Raw genomic sequence first — 15,809 nt, 5'->3', positions numbered from 1 at the left:
CGGCCTGCCTTCCGTTGCGGATCCCGTGCCCGTGCTGCGTATTGCCCTGCCCCTGCTGCTCGCCGTGTCCGCCCCGGCCGCTGCCCTGGACCTGCCGGCGCTGATCGAATGCCGCCAGGGCGTGGCCGAGCAGGCCGCGTTGGCGCCCCTGCTGGCTGATCCACTGAAAGCCGTCGCCCACGGCCTGCAGCCGCTGCCGCAGGGCAACCAGTTCATGAGCGAGTACCGGCTGGCCCAGCCGATCAGCGTGTTCGGCGCCCGCACCGAACGGGTCGCCGTGGCCGGGTCCAGCGTCATGGCGATCCTCGACCAGGCCGATCCGCGGCCGCTGGCCAGGCAGCTGGGGCTGGAGACCGGCTACGACCAGGACGGCAAGTTCATGGCCGGCCGCGAGCTGGTCAGCCGCGACGTGACCGATCCGAAGACCGGCGAGGCCCGGATCGAGTCGATCATCCTCAGCGTCTCCACCGTGGCCTCCCATCCCGGCAAAACCCTGGCCGGCTGCACCTACAGCCTGGACCTGCCCGAGGAAGAAGCCCCCGCCCGGCCTGAACTGGCCCCGCCGCCGATCACCGGACCGGGCAGCGACGGTCACTGACAGGCCGCCACATCCTGCTAGACTTGGGCCAACGCCCGGCTTGCCGGGTGCCCTTTTTCCAGAGATGTCAGAAGACGACAGTAGTAGCTCCGCACAGGAGCCCAGTGAAAAGAAGCGCGGCTGGCTTGAACGCCTGACCTCCGCCTTCTCCGGCGAACCCCATACCCGCGACGAGCTGGTCGCTGTCCTGCACACCGCGCAGGAAGAGGGCCTGATCGCCGCCGATACCCTGAAGATGATGGAAGGCGCCATTTCGGTGGCCGAGTTGACCGTGGGCGACGTGATGATCTCGCGCTCGCAGATGGTTTCGCTGCCGGTCGAAGCGCCCTTCCTGGAACTGATGAAGCAGGTGGTCGAATCCGGCCATTCGCGCTTCCCGGTGCACGGCGAGAACAAGGACGACATCCTTGGCATCCTGCTGGCCAAGGACCTGCTGCGCGGCGTGGTCGCCGACAACGGCCCGGCCAACGTGCGCGAGCTGCTGCGCCCGGCAGTGCTGATCCCGGAGGCGAAGAAGCTCAACGTGCTGCTGAAGGAATTCCGCCTGTCACGCAACCACATGGCCATCGTGGTCGACGAGTACGGCGGTGTCGCCGGCCTGGTCACCATCGAGGACGTGCTGGAACAGATCGTCGGCGAGATCGACGACGAGCATGACGAGGCCGAGGATCCGTCGGCGCAGATCGCCATCCAGTCCGACGGCCAGTACGTGGTCGACGCGCTGACCCCGATCGGCGACTTCAACGAACGCTTCGGCGCTACCTTCTCCGACGAGGACTACGACACCATCGGTGGCCTGGTCACCGAGGCCGTGGGCCACCTGCCGGAAGTCGGTGACGAGCTGGCGCTGGACCGCTTCATGTTCCGCGTGGCCCGCGCCGATGCGCGCCGGGTCCAGGCCTTCCACGTGACCGTGCTGCCGCCGGACGCGCAGGACGACGCTTGAAGCGCGGCGCCCTCCTGGCACTGCGCCTGAGGCTGTGGCTGGCACTGTGCGTGCTGGCCACGGCCCTGCCGCTGGCCGCCTTCGCGCAGCCGGCGGCACCCGCTCCTGCTGCACCCGCCGCCAGCGCCGAGGCTCCCGCCCCGCGCATCGGGGTGGTGACCATGCAGCCGGGCACGGTGTTCTTCGAGCGCTTCGGCCACGACGCCATCGTCGTTATCGATCCGCTCAGCGGCGAAGCGACCTCGTACAACTTCGGCTACTTCGATCCGTCCGAGGACGACTTCATCAGCCGCTTCGTGCGCGGCGACATGATGTATTACCTGGTGGCGCTGCCGCTGCAGCAGGACCTGTCGTACTACGACGAGACCGGCCGCGGCGCCAGCGTGCAGTGGCTGGACCTGCGCCCGGAGCAGGCACGTGCACTGGCCGCCGACCTGGCCGAGCGCGCCAAGCCGGAAAACGCGCGCTACCACTACGACTACTACACCGCCAACTGCGCCACGATGGTACGCGACACGGTGAACAAGGCGCTGGATGGCGGCCTGCAGTCGCAGCTGTCGGGGCGCTCGCGCGGCAATACCTACCGCAGTGAATCGGTGCGCCTGGCCTCGCCGGCACCGTGGATGTGGCTGGGCTTCGATGTCGGCCTCGGTCCGTTCGCCGACCAGCCGCTGTCGCGCTGGCAGGAAGCCTTCGTGCCGATGCGCCTGGCCGACGCGCTGCGCCAGGCGCGCAACAGCGACGGCCGGCCGCTGGTGCAGTCCGAACAGGAACTGCTGCCGCACCGCATCGACCCGGAGCCGAAGGAGTTCGCGCGCCGCTGGTGGCCGTGGCTGCTGTGTGGCCTGGTGATCGCCGCCGGCATACTGGCGCTGCGCAGCCGGCCGCGCCTGCTTGCCGGGCTGGCCCTGCCGTTCTGGCTGCTGTGTGCCATCGCCGGCAGCCTGCTGGTGTTCCTGTGGGGCTTCAGCACCCACTACGCCGCCTGGGCCAACCGCAACCTGCTGCTGCTTTCGCCACTAGCCGTGCTGTTGCTGCCAGGCGCGATCGCGCTGCTGCGCCGGCGCGCGCCGGGCCGCATGTTCAGGGTCGTGCTGTGGCTGCTGGCGGTGCAGGCCGTGGCGGCGCTGGTGCTGCACTGGCTGAGCCTGCAGGCGCAGTACAACGTGCAGTGGATCGTGCTTCTGCTGCCCGTCCACGTCGCGCTGGCATGGGTACTGGGGCGCCGTCCTCACTTGTCCGAAACACGGCACTGACGCACGATGGCGGGCATGTCATTGCCCGCCTCCGCTTCCGCCCCTGCCTCGGCCAACCCCGCCTGCGTCATCAACTGCGTCCACTACGATGACGACGGCAAACGCCACGACATCAGCCTGGATGCCATCAGCGATGTCATTGCCAGTGGCAACGGCTTCGTCTGGGTCGGCCTGTACGACCCCAACGACGATGTGCTGCTGAAACTGCAGGAAGAGTTCTGCCTGCACGACCTGGCCATCGAGGACGCGCGCAATGCGCACCAGCGGCCCAAGGTCGAGACCTACGGCAATTCGCTGTTCGTGGTGGTGACCACCGCGCAGATGGTGGACGAACGCATCCAGTACGGCGAAACCCACGCCTTCCTCGGCCCGCGTTTCCTGGTGACGGTGCGCCACGGCGCCTCGCTGTCCTACGCCCCGGTGCGTGCACGGGTCGAGCGTGAACCGCAGCTGCTGAAGATGGGCCCGTCGTACTGCCTGTACGCGGTGACCGACTTCGTGGTCGACAACTACCTGCCGATCGTGCACCGCTTCCGCGACACCCTGGACCTGCTGGAAAAGGACATCTTTGCCGACAGCTACAAGCGCAGCACGGTGGTACGGCTTTACGAGCTCAAGCGCGAACTGAACAAGATGCGGATGGCGGTGGCACCGCTGCAGGATGTGCTGGCGCAGCTGCGCCGCTACCAGGGTGACCTGATTCCCGATGAAGTGAAGCTCTACGTGCGCGACGTGCATGACCACGCGGTACGCATCAGCGATGTGATCGACACCCTGCGCGAGATGCTGGGCACCGCACTGAGCGTGAACCTGTCGCTGGTGACGCTGGCGCAGGGCGAGACGGTCAAGCGCCTGGGTGCATGGGCCGCACTGCTGGCAGCGCCGACGCTGATCACCAGCTGGTACGGCATGAACTTCAGCCACATGCCCGAGCTGAGCCAGCCGTGGTCGTATCCGCTGATGATTGTCGGCGTGGGCGGTGTGTGCGTGGGCCTGTACCGGTTGTTCAAGCGCGCGAAGTGGTTGTAGCGCGTATCGACCAACGGTCGATACCCACCATGCACGGGGGTGTCGATACCCGGCAATCCGGTAGGCCGCGACCGTTGGTCGTGGCACATGCCCCGCTTCTGGTAGTGCCGGCCGCTGGCCGGCAACCAGGGCAATGCCGGCCAGTGGCCGGCACTACCGTTCGGCATCAAGCCACGTAGACGGTCTTGATGTTCATGAACTCGTGGATGCCGTGGTCGGCCAGCTCCCGGCCGAAGCCGGACTGCTTGCTGCCACCGAACGGCAGCCGAGCGTCGCTCTTGACGATGGCGTTGACGAACGCGGCGCCGCATTCCATGCGCTGCGCGAAGGCTTCGCCGCGCACCGGGTCGCGCGTCCACACGCTGCCGCCCAGGCCGAAGCGGGTGTCGTTGGCCACGCGCAGCGCCTCGGCCTCATCCTTGACCCGGATCACCGCAGCCACCGGCCCGAACAGCTCCTCGTCGTAGGCAGGCATGCCTGGGCCGACCTGATCGAGCACGGTCGCCGGATAGCCCGCATGGGTGCCGGCAATGGGCTCGCCGCCGACCAGAACGCGCGCGCCCTTGGCGACGCTGGCCTGCACCTGCTTGTGCAGTTCGTCGCGCAGATCGGCACGGGCCATCGGCGCCAGCGTGGTGCCACGCTCACTGGGATCGCCATACTGGCGCTGGCCCGCGGCTTCAACGAAGCGTCGGGTGAAGTCATCGGCCACCGCATCGACCACGATGAAGCGCTTGGCCGCAATGCAGGTCTGCCCGCTGTTGTCGAAACGCGACTTCACCGCCGCCGCCACGGCCTTGTCGAGGTCGGCATCGTCGAGTACCACGAAGGCATCGCTGCCACCCAGCTCCATCACCGACTTCTTCAGCTGGCTGCCGGCATTGGAGGCGATCGAGCGCCCTGCCCGTTCGCTGCCGGTCAGCGTCACCGCCTTCACCCGTGCGTCGCGCAGCACCTCGGCAGCCTGGTCGTTGTCGATGTGCAGCACGTCGAACACGCCCTCAGGCAGGCCTCCGTCACGACACACCGCCAGGATCAGGTCGGCGCACTGCGGCACGTTGCTGGCGTGCTTGAGCAGGGCCACGTTGCCGGCCATGAACGCCGGTGCCAGGAAACGGAACACCTGCCAGACCGGGAAATTCCATGGCATCACCGCGAACACGCAGCCGATCGGCTCGTAACGCACGTAGCTGCGCTGGGCTTCGGTGTCGATCAGCTGCGGCTTGAGATAGTCGGCTGCGTGGTCGGCGTAGTACTCGCAGGCGGCAGCGCACTTGTCGACCTCGGCCAGCGCCTCGGCCTTGAGCTTGCCCATCTCATGGGTCATCGCCTGCTGCAGGTCGTCGCGACGCGTGCGCAGCTGCGCGGCGATCTGGCGAAGGACGGCGCCGCGATCCTGCAGCGAGCGATCGGCCCAGCCGGGGAAGGCATCGGCGGCGGCCTGCAGGCGCTGCTCGATGTCAGCAGCGCCCATCAGTTCATGGCGGTAGGTCACCTGGCCGGTGGCCGGGTCGATTATCTCGACGGTCATGGGGGATCTCCATCTGGAAGACCCCCATTGTGCGCCGCTGTCCGTGAGCCGGGTGTTGCCGGCGCTGTCGACAGGCCGTGTGCTCAGCCGTTGTCCTGCCGCGCCAGCTGCAGGTCGCGCTGGCGCCGTTTCTCGGCGCGGGCATTGATGTACCAGCCGATCACCGCAGCGATCGACACCGCCGACACCAGCAGCGTGGCCAACGCGTTGATCTTCGGACTGATGCCCATGCGCACCGAAGCGAACACCTTCATCGGCAGCGTGGTCGAGCCCGGCGTGGCCACGAAGCTGGCCACCACCACGTCATCCAGCGACAGGGTGAAGGCCAGCAGCCAACCCGCCACCAGCGCCGGCGCGATGATGGGCAGGGTGATGCGGGTGAACACGGTCAACCGGCTGGCGCCCAGGTCCATCGCCGCTTCTTCCAGCGACAGGTCCATTTCCTGCAGGCGCGAGGACACCACTACGGTGACGAAGCAGAGGGTGAAGGTCACGTGCGCGATCCAGATGGTGGCCAGGCCACGCGCCGGGAAGCCGGGAATCGCGCCCATCGATGCCAGCAGCGCCATCAGCGAGAAGCCCAGGATCACGTCCGGCATCACCAGCGGCGCGGTCACCAGCGCGCCGAACAGTGGCTTGCCACGGAATCGCTTGAAGCGGGTCATCACCATCGCCGCCAGCGTACCCAGCACGGTGGCGGTACAGGCGGTCCAGAACGCCACCACCAGGCTGGTCCACATCGCGTCCATCAGCGCGCGGTCGGCGAACAGGTCGCTGTAGGCGCGGGTGGAGAACCCGGCCCAGACCATCGCCAGCCGCGAGCTGTTGAACGAGTAGAACATCAACAACAGGATCGGCAGGTACAGGAAGGCGAAGCCGAGCAGCAGCACGCCCAGCCCCAGGCCCTTGGCGGTACGCGGGCTCATGCCTGCTTCCCTTCCAGCAGGCGCTGCTGGGAACGGTTGAACAGCAGGATCGGCACCAGCAGCAACAGGATCATCGCCACCGCCATCGCCGAAGCGCCCGGCCAGTTGCGATTGTTGAAGAACTCGTTCCACAACTGGCGGCCCACCATCAGCGTCTCCGAACCACCGAGCATTTCCGGGATCACGAACTCACCCACCGCCGGGATCATCACCAGCATGCAGCCAGCGATGATGCCGGCCCTGGACAAGGGCAACGTGATGCGCAGGAACGCCTGCCACGGCTTGGCGCCGAGGTCGTAGGCCGCTTCCAGCAGGCGGTGGTCATGCTTGACCAGGTTGGCGTACAGCGGCAGCACCATGAACGGCAGGTAGCAGTAGACGATGCCGATGTAGGCGGCGGTCGGCGTATCGATCAGCTGCAGTTTCGGCAGCCCCATCGACGTCATCAGCGTCTGCAGGCCAGTGAACTGCAGGAACTGGTCGAGCAGGCCATTGCGGTCCAGGATTGCCTTCCACGCATACACGCGGATCAGGAACGAGGTCCACGACGGCAGCACCACCAGCATCATCGCCACGTTGCGTGCGGCCGGCGACAGGCGCGCGATGGCATAGGCCATCGGATAGCCGATCAGCAGGGTGAAGAAGGTGGAGATCGCCGCGATCTTGATCGAGCTCAGGAACGCCTGCGCATAGATCGAATCGCGGAACAGCGCCAGGTAGTTCTCCAGGTTCAGCTTCAGCGAGAAGCCGCCGTCGGCGTACTGCAGCAGCCAGGTATACGGCGGCGAGCCGACCCGGCTGAGCGAGAAGCTGATCATCAGCACGATCAGGAACGGCACTGCGAAGAACAGCAGCAGCCACAGGTACGGAATGCCGATCACCGTGGCACGCAGCCCCGGCAGCCAGCGCTTCAGGCCGGCGACGCTCATGAGGTCAGCACCACGCCGTCGTTGTCACGCCAGTGCACCCATACGCTGTCACCCCAGGTCAGGCCGTCGCTGGCCCAGCGCTGCGAGTTGGCGAAGTTGGCCAGCACCTTGGCGCCGCTGGGCAGCCGCACGTGGTAGACCGAATGGCTGCCGAAATAGGCGATGTCCTCGATCACGCCCTGCGCTTTGTTGGTGTGCCCATCCGGCTCGTCCTTGCCGATCATCACCTTCTCCGGGCGCAGCGCGAATGCGACCGGCTGCCCTTCGTAACAGGTGATGCCATGGGCGATGTAGATCGGTGCCGGGAACAGCGGCGAGCGCACGGTCACGTACTCGGGCAGGTCCTCGTCGATCACCCCGTCGAACAGGTTGACCGAGCCGATGAACTCGGCGACGAAGCGGTTGGCCGGCTGCTCGTAGACCTCGTCCGGCTTGCCGACCTGCTGGATCCAGCCGGCATCCATCACCGCGATGCGGGTAGCCATGGTCATCGCTTCTTCCTGGTCGTGGGTGACCATCACGCAGGTCACGCCCGACGACTCGATGATGCTGACCAGTTCCAGCTGCATCTGCGAGCGCAGCTTCTTGTCCAGTGCGCCCATCGGCTCGTCCAGCAGCAGCAGCTTCGGCCCCTTGGCCAGCGACCGCGCCAGCGCCACGCGCTGCTGCTGGCCACCGGACAGCTGGTGCGGCTTGCGCTTGCCCAGGTGGCCCATCTGCACCAGGTCGAGCATCTCGCCGACGCGCTTGCTGATCGCGTCCTTGCCCAGGCCATCCTGCTTCAGGCCGAAGGCAATGTTCTGTTCGACCGTCATGTGCGGGAACAGGGCATAGGACTGGAACATCATGTTGACCGGCCGCTGGTACGGCGGCAGCGCGTCCAGGCGCTGGCCATCGACGGTGATGCTGCCCTTGGTGGGCGTCTCGAAGCCGCCCAGGCAGCGCAGCAGGGTCGATTTGCCGCTGCCGGAGCCTCCGAGCAGGGCAAAGATCTCGCCCTTGCGCACGTCCAGATTGACGTCGTCGACGGCCACGAAACCGTCGAATTCCTTGCGCAAATCACGAATGGAGAGATAGCCGGGCGCACCGGTCGTGTCGACGACGGCGGCTACCGGCTGGGCTTCAACGGGCATGGGGGCTCCGGGAGCGGGCGGTGGACAGCGGCCGCCATTCTAACGGCCGGGGGCTGCAGGGGATATGACGGCGACGGGTGGCACCCACCGGGCCGGGGGGATCTGCAGATCTGGTGGGGGCCGACCGTTGGTCGGCCCTGCCGGAAAAGCATGCCGACCAACGGTCGGCACCCACCTGCCAGCCAGCCCTTAGCGCCCGGTCTTCACCTCGGTCCACAGCCGGGTGTAGAGCTTGTCGGTCTCCGGCGTGTTGATCGAGTAGGTGAACATCTTCTCGGCCACGTCGGCCGGCGGGTAGATGGTCGGGTCGGTACGGATCGCCTCGTCCACCAGCGGGGTCGCGGTCGGCACCGGGTTGGCGTAGTGGATGAAGTTGGTGTTGGCCGCGGCAACCTTCGGCTGCAGCAGGTAGTTGATGAAGGCGTACGCGGCTTCCGGATGCTTGGCGTCCTTCGGGATCGCCAGCATGTCGAACCACTGCGGTGCGCCTTCCTTCGGGATCGAATAGGCCACGTGCACGCCATTGCTGGCTTCCTCGGCGCGGTCGCGGGCCTGGATGATGTCACCCGACCAGCCGACCACCAGGCAGGTACCGCCGTTGGCCAGCGAACCCACGTACTGCGAGGAGTGGAAGTTCTGCACGTACGGGCGGATCGACTTCAGCAGGTCGGCGGCCTTCTGCAGCTCGGCCGGGTCGCCGCTGTGCGGGTCCAGGCCCAGGTAATGCAGTGCGATCGGGATCATGTCCGCCGGCGTGTCCAGGATGGTCACGCCGCAGTCCTTCATCTTGCTGATGTTCTCCGGCTTGAACACCAGGTCCCAGCTGTTGGCGATGTCGGCGCTGCCGCCGAAGCGCTGCTTCAGCATGTCCACGTTGTAGCCGATGCCGGTGGTGCCGATCATGTACGGCACGCCGTACTGGTTGCCCGGGTCCTGGGTGGCGATGCGCTTCATCACCGCCGGATCGAGGTTGGCCAGGTTCGGGATCTTGCTCTTGTCCAGCGGCAGGAACACACCGGCCTGGATCTGGCGACCGAAGAAGTTCAGGGTCGGCACCACCACGTCATAGCCGCTGTTGCCGGCCAGCAGTTTGGTCTCGACCATCTCGTCACTGTCGAACACATCGTAGGTCACCTTGATCCCGCTCTCCTTCTCGAAGGTCGGAATGGTGTCCTCGGCGATGTAATCGCTGTAGTTGTAGACGTTCAGGACCTGGCTGTCCTGCGCGCCGCCGTTGCCACCGCTGCAGGCGGCGAGCATGGCGGAGGCCAGGCCGAGCGTGAGGATACGCAGCTTCATCGGGTGCTCCAGAATGCGGGAAGGGGGGGCCGGCGGGGCCGGCGACGGGTGCCAGCCTACCCCCCGGCGGCGGATTTTTCTATTCCGGATGCTCAGACGTTCAGCAGCAGGAACTCGCGCTCCCACGAGCTGATGACGCGGAAAAAGGTCTCGTATTCCTTGCGCTTGACCGAGATGTAGGCCCGGCAGAAGCGCTCGCCCAGCAGGGCCTGCAGCTCGCTGCACCGCTCCAGCCCGTCCAGCGCCTCGCCCAGCGAGCGCGGCAGGTTGTAGCCCAGTTCCTTGGCGCTGCCGGTCACCGGCGCATCCGGTGCCAGCCGCTCGCGGATGCCCAACAGGCCGCAGGCCAGGGTCGCGGCCATCGCCAGGTAGGGATTGGCATCGGACCCGGCGAAACGGCTCTCCACGCGCATGTTCTCCGGCGTATCCAGCGGCACGCGCAGGCCGCAGGTGCGGTTGTCGAAGCCCCAGTGGACGTTGCTCGGCGAGACTTCGCCGAACACCAGCCGGCGGTAGGAGTTCACGTTCGGCGCGAAGAACGCCATCGCCTGCGGTGCGTACTTCTGCAGGCCGCCCAGGTAGTGGCCGAACACCGGGCTGAACTCGCCCTCGGCATCGGTCTCGCCGGCGAACACGTTGCTGCCATCGCTCACCCGCACCAGGCTCTGGTGGATGTGCATGGCACTGCCCGGCTCGTTTTCCATCGGCTTGGCCAGGAACGTGGCATACACCCCGTGGCGCATCGCCGCTTCGCGCATGGTGCGCTTGAACAGGAACACCTGATCGGCCAGGTCCATCGCATCGGCATGGGTGAAGTTGACCTCCAGCTGCGCCGCGCCGGACTCGTGGATCAGCGTGTCCACGTCCAGCTTCATCGCATCGGCGTAGTCGTACATCAGGTCGAGGATCGGGTCGAACTCGTTGACCGCATCGATCGAGTACGACTGCCGCGCGGTCTCCGGGCGCCCGGAGCGGCCGGCCGGTGGCAGCAGCGGGAAGTCCGGGTCGGTGTTCTTCTGCACCAGGAAGAACTCCAGTTCCGGCGCCACCACCGGGCGCAGGCCCAGCTCGGCGTAGGCTGCCAGCACGCGGCGCAGCACGTTGCGCGGCGCCAGTTCGTGCGGCTCACCGCTCTTGGTGTAGCAATCGTGGATGACCTGCGCGGTGGCGTCGGCCGCCCACGGCACCATGCGCACCGTGTCCGGATCGGGGCGCAGCATCATGTCCGAGTCGGACGGCGAGGTCAGCTCGTAATAATCGTCAGGGAACTCGCCGGTGACGGTGGTGGCGAAGATGCCCTCAGGCAGGCGCGTGCCGTAGTCGTGCGAGAACTTGTCGGCGGGAATGATCTTGCCGCGCGCGTTGCCGGTGATGTCCGGCACCAGGCATTCCACCTCGGTGATGCGCCGCTCCTTCAGCCAGCGCAGCAGCGTGCTTTCCTGCGGTGCGGGGGGCGTGGCCGTCTTGCGCGGGCGCGTTCGGGAACTCATCGGGAATCCAGTCGGTTCTGTTGGTGCTGCCGGCAAGCCTGGCCGAACGCACGGAAAATAGCGTGATAGAACGGCGCCTGCATGACACGCCACTCCGGGTGCCACTGTACGCCGAGCACGAAACGATGGTGCAGGCTGCGTGCCGCTTCGACCAGCCCATCGTCGGCCACGGCCTCGACCTGCAGCCCCTGCGCCAGGCGGGCGACACCCTGCCCGTGTACCGAATTGACCTGCGCGCGGCCACTGCCGTGCCACTGCGCCAGCCAGCCATCGGCAGCCAGCGTGACCGCGTGCGCCGGCCCATACTGCACCTCCACCGGCGCCTGCGGTTCTTCGCGATGGTCGGCCAGGCCAGGCACCGCGTGCACCTGCGGATGCAGGCTGCCGCCCAGCGCGACGTTCAACTCCTGGAAGCCGCGGCAGATCGCCAGCACCGGCAGGTCCAGCGCCAGTGCCTCGTGCAGCAACGCAAAGGCATTGGCATCGCGGGCCGGGTCATGTGGATTGCCTGGCCAGCTGCGGCCACCTTCGTAGTGCTGCGGTTCGATATTGCTGACCGCGCCGGTCAGCAGCAGGCCATCCAGCCCCTGCAGCCAGTCGCCGGCCGGCAGCGGTGGCTGCAGGCTCGGCAACACTACCGGAGTCACCTCGGCCGCCTCGGCCAGCGCGCGCACGTACTTCTCGCCGGCCACCGCGAAACGGTGATGGCCGAGCACGGTGCTGTCGGTGGGCAGGCCCACCCAGGGCAGGCGGCGCATGGGAACACTCCTTGGCGTGCCGACACGTTACCTGGCGTCCGGCGAAGGCGGCAAGTCGTCGCCGTCACGCCATGGCTGTCACGCATCGGCGAAACTAGAGGGGTGAATGCTGATCGTCCTCCTCCGCTTCGCCTTCCCGCACTGCGCCCGCGAGGCCTGCGGTGAGTGCCGCGTTCCCGCCCAGCTGGTACGCCGCCAGCCTGCCCGAACCGCCCGCACTGCCCCCGCTGCAGGGGAATGTGCAGGCCGACGTTGCGGTGCTCGGTGCCGGCTATACCGGCCTGACCGCAGCCCTGGAACTGGCCGCGCGTGGCCAGCGCGTCGTGTTGCTGGAAGCGCAGCGGATCGGCTGGGGCGCGTCCGGCCGCAATGGTGGCCAGGCGCTGGTCGGCTACGGCTGCGAGGTGGACGAACTGGAGCGTCAGCTCGGCCGTGAAGATGCGCGCCACCTGTTCGACTGGTCGCGCGACGCGGTGCAGGCGATGCGCACCCGTATCGATCGCCACGGTATCGACTGCCACTGGGTGGAGGGCCACGCCAGCGTCGCCATCCGCGAGCGCCATGAGCGCGACCTGCGGGCCAACTGCGAGCACCTGCAACGCCATTACGACTACCCCATGCAGTGGTGGGAGCGGGATGCCCTGCGCGCGCAGCTGGACAGCCCGCGCTACCGCGCCGCGATGTTCGATCCGCTCAGCGCGCACCTGCATCCGCTGGCCTATGCGCGTGGCCTGGCCGACGCCGCGCGCGCAGCCGGCGTGGTGATCCACGAGCATTCGGCGGTAACCCGCGTGCAGCGTGGGCCGCAGCCTGCCCTGCACACCGCGCAGGGCAGCGTGCGCGCCGCACATCTGGTGGTGGCCGGCAACGCCTGGCTGCAGGGCCTGCTACCGGAGCTGGAACGGCGGATCATGCCGGTCGGCACCTATATCGGTGCCAGTGAGCCAATCGGGGCCGAGCGTGCCCGGGCGCTGATCGGCAACAACATGGCGGTGGCCGATACCGCCTGGGCACTGGACTACTTCCGCCTCAGCCACGACCACCGGCTGCTGTTCGGTGGCCGTGCCAGCTATTCGGCGCTGCCACCGCCCGGTCTGCGCAGGGTGATGCAGCGGCGCATGCACCAGGTGTTCCCACAGCTGGCCGACGTGGCCCTGGACCAGGTCTGGGGCGGCTACGTGGACATCACCCGCAACCGCGCCCCGCACTGGGGCCGGCTGGACGGCAATCTGTACTTCGCGCAGGGCTTCTCCGGCCATGGGGTGGCCGCCGCCGGGCTGGCCGGCGAGGTGATCGCCGCCGCCATTGCCGGCCAGAGCGAGCGCCTGGACGTGTTCCAGCGCCTTCGGCATGCGCCCTTCCCCGGCGGCCGGCTGCTGCGCACGCCGCTGCTGGTGGCGGCGATGTCCTGGTACAAGCTGCGGGATGCATTGTGGTGAAGATTCTGCATCTCCACCTGTATTGAACGTTCTGACAAACGTACCGCAGCGCTGATCGTGCTGCACACGTCACAGATTTTCACGCGACATCTGTGATGGATGGCTGGACAATTTCCTAAATGCGCAGCTATGCAATTGCATAATCGTTCGCAGACCGATACCGTCCTGAGAAACCGGGCCCCGCGGCGAATGGATGCTGACAGGGGACACGTAGGAGAGGGGGACGTGCGATTGGACTGGTGGAAAGAAGGATTGTTGCTGAAGGTGCGCATTCGTCCGGCTGGCCTGATGATTGCCTTGCTTTATGCAGTTGCCTATTGGGCAACCCGACAGCTGTCGCTGGATCAGTTCTATTTGCCAGCCGGCATCCGGGTGGCAGCCGTGCTGTTGTGCCCGCCGCGCCTGTGGCCCTACCTGCTGCTGGGCGAATATGCGTACTTTGCACAGTCCCGCGTGCCGATGATCGAGAAGTACGGCCTGACATGGGTCATTGTTGCCTCCGCATTCCTCATGCCAGCGGTGATGCTGATTGTGAAGCTGCAACGGCGACTGATGGCGGAGTCGCAGACGATCGGCCTCTTGTTGATTGCCGCCGCTTCCAGCGTCGTTATTACTCTGCTCAACCTCAGCTTTTCCCATCTGCTCTGGCCAACACCTCCTTCCACACCCTTCCTGACCAATGCCGCGCGCTTCAGCGTGGGTGATTTCATCGGCATTCTGACGGTGGCCCCCATCGCCATGCTGTGGGCGCGGCAGGACGTGGGGCAGGAGTGGAACGCTCGACGAAAGACCCCGATGCTGGCAGCACTTTCATCGATGCTGCTGATCGGGATAGCAGCGACTCAACTGCCCGCAGACTGGATTGCATTGAAGGCAACGTTCCTGCTGCTGTTGGCACTCCCCGCGGCCGCGCTTACCTGCCTGTATGGCTGGAAGGGGGCTGCCCTTGCAGTGCCGGTGCTCAACATGGTCATCGGCCTGACCACGCCCAACACCCATCCCACCGCATTCGATCCCGCGGCCTTCATCACCCAGCAGATCATGGCGATCAGCGGCATCGTATTGCTGCTGCTCGGATCACGCATCACCCACTTCTACCACCGTTACAGGCTGCGCGAGATGGGGGAAAGGGACGCCATCCATCTGGCGAGGAGCTCGCAATTGGCCAGCGAGATGGAGCTGCGTGAACGTGCCCTGCACCTTCGCAAGCTCGGCGACGGCATTGATACGTCGCTGGTTGAGCTGGCCGAATGGCTCAAGGCCCAGGGACATCACGCAGTGGCCAACAGCCTTCTGCATACCTCGAATGTACATTCGCGGCTCTTTCGCGAACAGACAAGCATGGTCTATCCCTCGGGCCTGGAGCATCTTGGGCTTTACGTGGCCCTGCAGGCGGGTGGCATCCGTGAGTCGTGGAAGCTGACGGAGCGCGTTCTCCGCCCGGATCTGAAAGGCGACCCCTGCAACCTGAGCGTGGAACTGCAATTGGCCGCTTACCGGACACTGATTGACGCGGTCTCCATTCTTCTCAAGCATGAAGGTGGTCAGATTCGCATTCGTGCAAGGTGCGGCAGAATGGGCTCCAGGCGCGGAATCCTCATGGTCGTGTCACTGCTGGAACAGCGCAGACGCCTTTCCAAGCAGACAACGATGGCAGCGTTCGAGCGACTGACCGGGCGAACCCTCCCCTATGACGGGACCGTTGACTGCTATCGCAACCGGGTCAGGATTCTGTTCCTCGACCGCGAAACCAGACTGGAGGCAGTAGCCAGTACTCCATCGCGGTACGGCTGCCCCGCACCCTCTGCGCTGCAGTAGTGCATTTCACAGTCAAGCGACCGGATCGAACCAACACAGCAGAATCGCATAACGTCCCGCTCGTCCCCCTGGCCCAGGGCGTCATGGGCACCCGGCGAACACCGGGTGCCCATGCAGTCTGATACTGAAGCTGGCCGATATCCCGGCAACTGTCAGTATCAGGGTGCCTCTACTGCCCACAACACATCAGCTCCGCTTGCATATCTGACCAGCGTGAATGCGGGGGCCCGATAGACAACCGTTCTGGTGGCCTTGGCGGGAACAGGCAGGCGCTGCTCCGGCAACGACACCTTCGCAGACGGGTCACCTGCCGGCAGCACCCAGAACGTGCCGGCAGCATTGCCGATCACGATGTGCACGTGCCCTGCGAGATCGTTTACCTGGAAATAATCCATGCCATCGCGCTCGAACCCATAGACCAACCAGCCGGGATCCACGCTGAGGTCTTGTGCCTGCGGAATCGACTGGCCGAGTCCTTGGCCGGCCAACTTGATTCCATGGTCGTCACTCGGGGCAAAAGCAAAAACGGATACCGGCACCAACATCAATGCACCAGCAAATGCATGAATTCGGAAACTTCTCACACTGACCTCCAGGTTGGATGCAATACGGATCAAGAAGGATGCTACCGCCAATCGCATCAGCATATACCGGGCG

At 66.2% G+C, this 15,809-nt stretch carries 14 protein-coding genes; 6 read left to right on the top strand and 8 right to left on the bottom strand.

The features are described from left to right. Positions 1–31 precede the first annotated feature (31 nt). From AC5P98_RS03270 to AC5P98_RS03255, 4 genes are all read left to right on the top strand, one after another. Positions 32–598, top strand: coding sequence for a hypothetical protein (locus AC5P98_RS03270; protein ID WP_014646571.1), 567 nt, complete (start codon positions 32–34; stop codon positions 596–598). A 64-nt stretch (positions 599–662) separates the two neighbouring features. Next, positions 663–1,544 (top strand): CorC family transporter, encoded by an 882-nt coding sequence (locus AC5P98_RS03265; RefSeq protein WP_014036584.1) that lies wholly within the window; start codon positions 663–665, stop codon positions 1,542–1,544. Beyond that, complete coding sequence (locus tag AC5P98_RS03260; RefSeq protein ID WP_049408075.1) at positions 1,541–2,800, top strand: lipoprotein N-acyltransferase Lnb domain-containing protein; 1,260 nt, start codon at positions 1,541–1,543, stop codon at positions 2,798–2,800. Before AC5P98_RS03265 ends, AC5P98_RS03260 begins: the two co-directional genes overlap by 4 nt. A 6-nt stretch (positions 2,801–2,806) precedes the next feature. Further along, a complete protein-coding gene (locus AC5P98_RS03255) occupies positions 2,807–3,829 on the top strand; it encodes a magnesium and cobalt transport protein CorA (RefSeq protein ID WP_014646569.1) in 1,023 nt (340 codons plus the stop codon). 166 nt (positions 3,830–3,995) lie between these two features. Here the strand turns inward: AC5P98_RS03255 and AC5P98_RS03250 are convergent, their stop codons facing one another. The 7 genes from AC5P98_RS03250 to AC5P98_RS03220 all read right to left on the bottom strand — a co-directional run bounded on the left by AC5P98_RS03250 (position 3,996) and on the right by AC5P98_RS03220 (position 11,895). Continuing rightward, a complete protein-coding gene (locus AC5P98_RS03250; RefSeq protein WP_049408076.1) occupies positions 3,996–5,360 on the bottom strand; it encodes an NAD-dependent succinate-semialdehyde dehydrogenase in 1,365 nt (454 codons plus the stop codon). An 83-nt stretch (positions 5,361–5,443) separates the two neighbouring features. Beyond that, a complete protein-coding gene (locus AC5P98_RS03245; RefSeq protein WP_005415928.1) occupies positions 5,444–6,286 on the bottom strand; it encodes an ABC transporter permease subunit in 843 nt (280 codons plus the stop codon). Beyond that, the gene (locus AC5P98_RS03240) at positions 6,283–7,215 is read right to left on the bottom strand and encodes an ABC transporter permease subunit (RefSeq protein ID WP_049408077.1); all 933 of its coding nucleotides are present in this window, start codon (positions 7,213–7,215) and stop codon (positions 6,283–6,285) included. The genes AC5P98_RS03245 and AC5P98_RS03240 overlap by 4 nt, the downstream gene beginning before the upstream one ends. Then, complete coding sequence (locus tag AC5P98_RS03235) at positions 7,212–8,348, bottom strand: ABC transporter ATP-binding protein (protein WP_032960935.1); 1,137 nt, start codon at positions 8,346–8,348, stop codon at positions 7,212–7,214. Before AC5P98_RS03235 ends, AC5P98_RS03240 begins: the two co-directional genes overlap by 4 nt. A gap of 189 nt (positions 8,349–8,537) precedes the next feature. Beyond that, positions 8,538–9,647, bottom strand: coding sequence for a polyamine ABC transporter substrate-binding protein (locus AC5P98_RS03230; RefSeq protein ID WP_014036578.1), 1,110 nt, complete (start codon positions 9,645–9,647; stop codon positions 8,538–8,540). Positions 9,648–9,739: 92 nt separating this feature from the next. Further along, positions 9,740–11,137 carry a glutamine synthetase family protein gene (locus AC5P98_RS03225; RefSeq protein ID WP_032960938.1) on the bottom strand — a complete coding sequence of 466 codons (1,398 nt, stop codon included), beginning with the start codon at positions 11,135–11,137 and terminating at the stop codon, positions 9,740–9,742. Then, the gene (locus AC5P98_RS03220) at positions 11,134–11,895 is read right to left on the bottom strand and encodes a gamma-glutamyl-gamma-aminobutyrate hydrolase family protein (RefSeq protein WP_014646563.1); all 762 of its coding nucleotides are present in this window, start codon (positions 11,893–11,895) and stop codon (positions 11,134–11,136) included. Before AC5P98_RS03220 ends, AC5P98_RS03225 begins: the two co-directional genes overlap by 4 nt. Positions 11,896–12,056: 161 nt before the next feature. On the opposite strand from AC5P98_RS03220, the gene AC5P98_RS03215 reads away from it, so the two are divergent. Together AC5P98_RS03215 and AC5P98_RS03210 are read left to right on the top strand one after the other, a co-directional pair. Further along, complete coding sequence (locus AC5P98_RS03215; RefSeq protein ID WP_414934984.1) at positions 12,057–13,334, top strand: NAD(P)/FAD-dependent oxidoreductase; 1,278 nt, start codon at positions 12,057–12,059, stop codon at positions 13,332–13,334. A 225-nt stretch (positions 13,335–13,559) separates the two neighbouring features. Further along, positions 13,560–15,152 carry an MASE1 domain-containing protein gene (locus tag AC5P98_RS03210; RefSeq protein WP_049405548.1) on the top strand — a complete coding sequence of 531 codons (1,593 nt, stop codon included), beginning with the start codon at positions 13,560–13,562 and terminating at the stop codon, positions 15,150–15,152. A 158-nt stretch (positions 15,153–15,310) separates the two neighbouring features. Here AC5P98_RS03210 and AC5P98_RS03205 read toward each other — a convergent pair whose 3' ends face one another. Beyond that, entirely contained in the window at positions 15,311–15,769 is a 459-nt protein-coding gene (locus AC5P98_RS03205; protein WP_229767378.1) for a hypothetical protein, read from the bottom strand. Positions 15,770–15,809: the final 40 nt, after the last annotated feature.

The sequence above is a fragment of the Stenotrophomonas sp. YJH_SMC_135 genome (assembly GCF_059372355.1).
Note: the sequence above shows the minus strand (reverse complement) of the source record. Positions and strands in the feature narration are given on the sequence as shown.

What these genes read in the sequence shown, in the direction of transcription:
- AC5P98_RS03265 (WP_014036584.1), top strand. Translation starts at nt 663, where the DNA reads ATGTCAGAAGACGACAGTAGTAGCTCCGCACAGGAGCCCAGTGAAAAG.
- AC5P98_RS03255 (WP_014646569.1), top strand. Translation starts at nt 2,807, where the DNA reads ATGGCGGGCATGTCATTGCCCGCCTCCGCTTCCGCCCCTGCCTCGGCC.
- AC5P98_RS03250 (WP_049408076.1), bottom strand. Translation starts at nt 5,360, where the DNA reads ATGACCGTCGAGATAATCGACCCGGCCACCGGCCAGGTGACCTACCGC.
- AC5P98_RS03245 (WP_005415928.1), bottom strand. Translation starts at nt 6,286, where the DNA reads ATGAGCCCGCGTACCGCCAAGGGCCTGGGGCTGGGCGTGCTGCTGCTC.
- AC5P98_RS03240 (WP_049408077.1), bottom strand. Translation starts at nt 7,215, where the DNA reads ATGAGCGTCGCCGGCCTGAAGCGCTGGCTGCCGGGGCTGCGTGCCACG.
- AC5P98_RS03235 (WP_032960935.1), bottom strand. Translation starts at nt 8,348, where the DNA reads ATGCCCGTTGAAGCCCAGCCGGTAGCCGCCGTCGTCGACACGACCGGT.
- AC5P98_RS03230 (WP_014036578.1), bottom strand. Translation starts at nt 9,647, where the DNA reads ATGAAGCTGCGTATCCTCACGCTCGGCCTGGCCTCCGCCATGCTCGCC.
- AC5P98_RS03225 (WP_032960938.1), bottom strand. Translation starts at nt 11,137, where the DNA reads ATGAGTTCCCGAACGCGCCCGCGCAAGACGGCCACGCCCCCCGCACCG.
- AC5P98_RS03220 (WP_014646563.1), bottom strand. Translation starts at nt 11,895, where the DNA reads ATGCGCCGCCTGCCCTGGGTGGGCCTGCCCACCGACAGCACCGTGCTC.